The 3,763-nt window shown below is 71.6% G+C and carries 3 protein-coding genes and 1 pseudogene; 3 read left to right on the top strand and 1 reads right to left on the bottom strand.

The annotated features are described in order from the left end of the window. Together AOK24_RS05840 and rarD are read left to right on the top strand one after the other, a co-directional pair. Positions 1-553: Rossmann-fold NAD(P)-binding domain-containing protein (locus AOK24_RS05840; protein ID WP_478078754.1), on the top strand; the 553-nt coding region annotated here is incomplete at its 5' end. Between the two features lie 270 nt (positions 554-823). Beyond that, positions 824-1,924: an EamA family transporter RarD gene (gene rarD, locus AOK24_RS45435; protein WP_107103902.1), complete on the top strand. Its 1,101-nt coding sequence runs from the start codon at positions 824-826 to the stop codon at positions 1,922-1,924. Positions 1,925-1,956: 32 nt separating this feature from the next. On the opposite strand, the pseudogene AOK24_RS05830 reads toward rarD, so the two are convergent. Continuing rightward, positions 1,957-3,162 (bottom strand): annotated as a pseudogene (locus tag AOK24_RS05830) (MFS transporter); the annotation flags it as partial. Between the two features lie 135 nt (positions 3,163-3,297). On the opposite strand from AOK24_RS05830, the gene AOK24_RS05825 reads away from it, so the two are divergent. Next, on the top strand, positions 3,298-3,729 hold the full coding sequence (locus AOK24_RS05825) for a winged helix-turn-helix transcriptional regulator (RefSeq protein WP_055718978.1): 432 nt from the start codon (positions 3,298-3,300) through the stop codon (positions 3,727-3,729). Positions 3,730-3,763: the final 34 nt, after the last annotated feature.

Here is a 3,763-nt window from a genome sequence, read left to right as displayed (position 1 = left end):
GGCGTACACCAGCGCGCCGGGCTCCCTGACGGCCGCGCTCGCGGACGACCACCGGGCCACCGAGAAGGCGCTGCTCGCCTCCGGGGTGACGTACACGCTGCTGCGCAACGGCTGGTACCACGAGAACTACACCGAGAACCTGGCCCCCGTCCTGGAGCACAGCGCGGTCGTCGCTGCGGCCGGCGAGGGGCGTGTCTCCTCCGCCGCCCGCGCGGACTACGCGGCTGCGGCCGTCGCCGTGCTGACCGGCGAGGGGCACGAGAACCAGACGTACGAGCTGGGCAGCGACGTCGCGTGGAGCTTCGCCGAGTACGCCGCCGAGCTGAGCGCGCAGACCGGCAAGGAGATCGCCTACAACGCGGTCACCACCGAGGTACTCGCCGGGATCCTGGCGGGCGTCGGGCTGCCCGAGCCGGTCGCGCAGATCCTCGCCGGGGTCGACGCGTCCATCGAGAAGGGCGAGCTGGAGATCACGTCCGGTGACCTGTCCCGGCTGATCGGGCGTCCGGCGACGCCGATCACCGAGGCGATCTCGGTGGCGCTGAAGGGCTGAGTGCGGGGCTGACCGCCGGGGGATCGTCGGGGAGTGGGTCCCTCGGAGGTATTACCCCGGCGGTATTACCTCGGCGGTACGACGGGGTGTACGGGTGACGCGGATGGGCGTCGCGCGTGCACCCCGTGGTCGTACCCGGGTAGTACCCGGAGCCCCGTCATGACCGTATCCCGATACACGCATGACTTCCCCGCCCCTCCCCCGTTACCTTCGTCCCGGCGTCCGTGCAGTGCGGGCCGGTGGGGCGAAGCGGGAGGTGTCGTGGCCGGGATGTCCAAGGGTGAGCAGCGAATAGGGATGGTGAACGGGTTCGCCGCCTACGGGATGTGGGGGCTCGTCCCGCTGTACTGGCCGCTGCTGAAACCCGCCGGGTCGGTGGAGATCCTGGCCCACCGGATGGTGTGGTCGCTCGCCGTGGTCGCCGGCGCGCTGCTCGTCATACGCCGCTGGGCGTGGGCGAAGGAGCTGGTCCGGCAGCCGAAGCGGCTCGCGCTGGTCGTGGTCGCCGCGTCGGTGATCACCGTCAACTGGGGCGTGTACATCTGGGCGGTCAACGCCGGGCATGTCGTCGAGGCGTCCCTCGGGTACTTCATCAACCCGCTCGTCACCATCGCGATGGGCGTCCTGCTGCTGAAGGAGCGGATGCGGCCCGCGCAGTGGGTGGCGGTGGGCGTCGGGTTCGCCGCCGTCGTCGTCCTGACCGTCGGGTACGGGCGGCTGCCGTGGATCTCGCTGGTCCTCGCGTTCTCCTTCGCGACGTACGGGCTGGTCAAGAAGAAGGTCAACCTCGGCGGCGTCGAGTCGCTGGCCGCCGAGACCGCCGTGCAGTTCCTGCCCGCGCTCGGGTACCTGCTGTGGCTGAGCGCGCAGGGCGAGTCCACGTTCGCGAGCGACGGCGCCGGGCACGCCGCGCTGCTCGCCTCGACCGGCATCGTCACCGCCGTACCCCTCGTCTGCTTCGGTGCGGCGGCGATCCGGGTGCCGCTGTCCACGCTGGGGCTGCTCCAGTACCTCGCGCCGGTGTTCCAGTTCCTGCTCGGGGTCGTCTACTTCGGCGAGGAGATGCCGCCCGAGCGGTGGGCGGGCTTCGGGCTCGTGTGGCTCGCCCTCGTCCTCCTCACGGGGGACGCGTGGCGCACGGCGCGCAGGGCGAGGAGCGAGATCAGCGTGCCGAGCACGGCCATCGCGACGGGGACGGTGAGCGCCGCACGGAAGCCGGAGAGCGTGGCCTCGGGGGTGAGTACGGGTACGCCGGGGGCGGTGGCCGGTGCTTCGGAGGTGAGCGCCGTCGCGCCGGAGGCCGTCCCTAGTCCTTCGGGGGTAGTACCCGAGGGGGACGCCGAGCCGATGCCGCCCGTCGCCAAGCCGTAGACCGCGGTCACCGCGGAGATCCCGAGCGCCGAGCCGAACTGGGTCGAGGTGTGCAGGAGGCCACTGGCGAGGCCCTGTTCGCGGGGGTGTACGCCATCGGTGGCGGCGATCGTCAGGGGGCCGTAGGCCAGGGCGAACCCGAGCCCGGCGAGGAACAGGGCGGGGAGCATCACGGCGTACGACCAGTCCCTCCCGAGAGGGAGGAACGTCCCGTACGCCGCCGTCGCGCACACGAAGCCGCCGACGATCACGCGGGCGTTGCCGAACCGGGCGACCAGCCACGGCGTGAGCGTCGGCGCGAGGATCGCGTCGCAGCCCATCACCACCAGGGCCAGCGCGGTCTGGAGCGACGACCAGCCGCGCAGTTCCTGGAGGTACAGGGTGATCACGAACTGGAAGCCGAAGAAGGCGCCCACGAACAGCAGCGCGCCGAGGCCGGACGTCAGAACCTCGCCCTCCCGGAGGATGCCGAGGCGTACGAGGGGGTGCCTGGTCCGGCGCTCGACCGTCACGAACACCAGCGCCAGGACGACCGCCGTCAACCCGGACACCGCCGTCACCCGCCAGTTCCCGGTGCCGTGCTCCAGGCGTACGACGGTGTAGGCGGCCGTCAGCATCGTCGCGGCGGCGAGGAGGGCACCGGGGAGGTCCAGCTCCCGGGTATGACGCCGAGTGGGGGATGCCGCCGGGATCAGTCTCACCGCGCCCGCGAGGAGGACGGCCGCGCACAGGACCGGGGCGAAGAAGACCCAGCGCCAGCCGAGTTGGGTGAGGAGGCCGCCGGTCACCAGGCCGAGGGAGAAGCCCGCCGCCGCCGTACCCGCGAAGATCAGGAGCGCCTTGTCGCGGGCCGGGCCCTCCTCGTACGACGTCGTGATCAGCGAGAGCGCGGCCGGGGTCATGAAGGCGGCGGCCACTCCCGTCACGAACCTCGCGGCGATCAGCGTCCAGCCGTCCTGGGCGAAGCCGCCGAGGCCGGAGAAGGCGAGGAAGACCGTCAGCCAGGTCAGGAACATGCGTCTGCGGCCCAGGAGGTCCGCCGCCCGGCCGCCGAGCAGGGTGAAACCGGCGTAGCCGAGGACGTACGCGCTCATCACCCACGCGGCGGTGTCCGTGGGAAGGCCGAGGTCGGCGCGGAGCGCGGGGAGGGCAATCGCCATCATCGCGACGTCCGCGCCCTCCAGGAAGATCGTTCCGCACAGGACCAGGAGGAGCAACGGGCGGGACCGGGCAGGCATGGGGGTACTCCGGAGGTAGACGGGGAGGACCCAGGAGCCAGGGGTGGGCCGGCCCCTCGGTGAGGGCAGGCCCCTCGGTCTGGGGGGTCGGTTCCCTCTTGTAACCGTCCTCAGCCTGCGGCAGCATCGACGGGCATGGAAGAAGGCACTTCGGAGTCACCCGGTTACCCCGCGGGAACCTTGGAGCCCGGCGACGCCGATCCGTTCCAGTGGGACGTGCGGGAGGACTGCCAGGTGCGGCAGATCCTCGACCGGATCGCCGACAAGTGGTCGCTGCTGGTCATCGCGCTGCTCGACAACCGGCGGCTGCGGTTCACACAGTTGCGGCGGGAGATCGACGGGGTCAGCCAGCGGATGCTGACGGTGACGCTGCGGCAGTTGGAGCGGGACGGGCTGGTGCTGCGGACCGTGTACCCCGTGGTACCGCCGAGGGTGGAGTACGAACTGACGCCGCTCGGGGCGACGTTGCACGCGACCGTCCAGTCGCTCGTGCGGTGGACGGAGGAGCATCAGGGGGAGGTCGCGGCGGCGCGGGAGGAGTACGACCGGCGAGGGGGCGGCGCGTAGTACGCAGGGGGTACGCTGGCTCGTATACACATCT

The sequence above is a fragment of the Streptomyces niveiscabiei genome, from assembly GCF_001419795.1.
GTDB classification, from domain to species: Bacteria; Actinomycetota; Actinomycetes; order Streptomycetales; family Streptomycetaceae; genus Streptomyces; species Streptomyces niveiscabiei.
This window is presented reverse-complemented; position numbering and strand designations above follow the sequence as displayed.

Coding starts and splice junctions, on each gene's coding strand:
- AOK24_RS05825 (WP_055718978.1), top strand. CDS start 3,298: ATGGAAGAAGGCACTTCGGAGTCACCCGGTTACCCCGCGGGAACCTTG.
- rarD (WP_107103902.1), top strand. CDS start 824: ATGTCCAAGGGTGAGCAGCGAATAGGGATGGTGAACGGGTTCGCCGCC.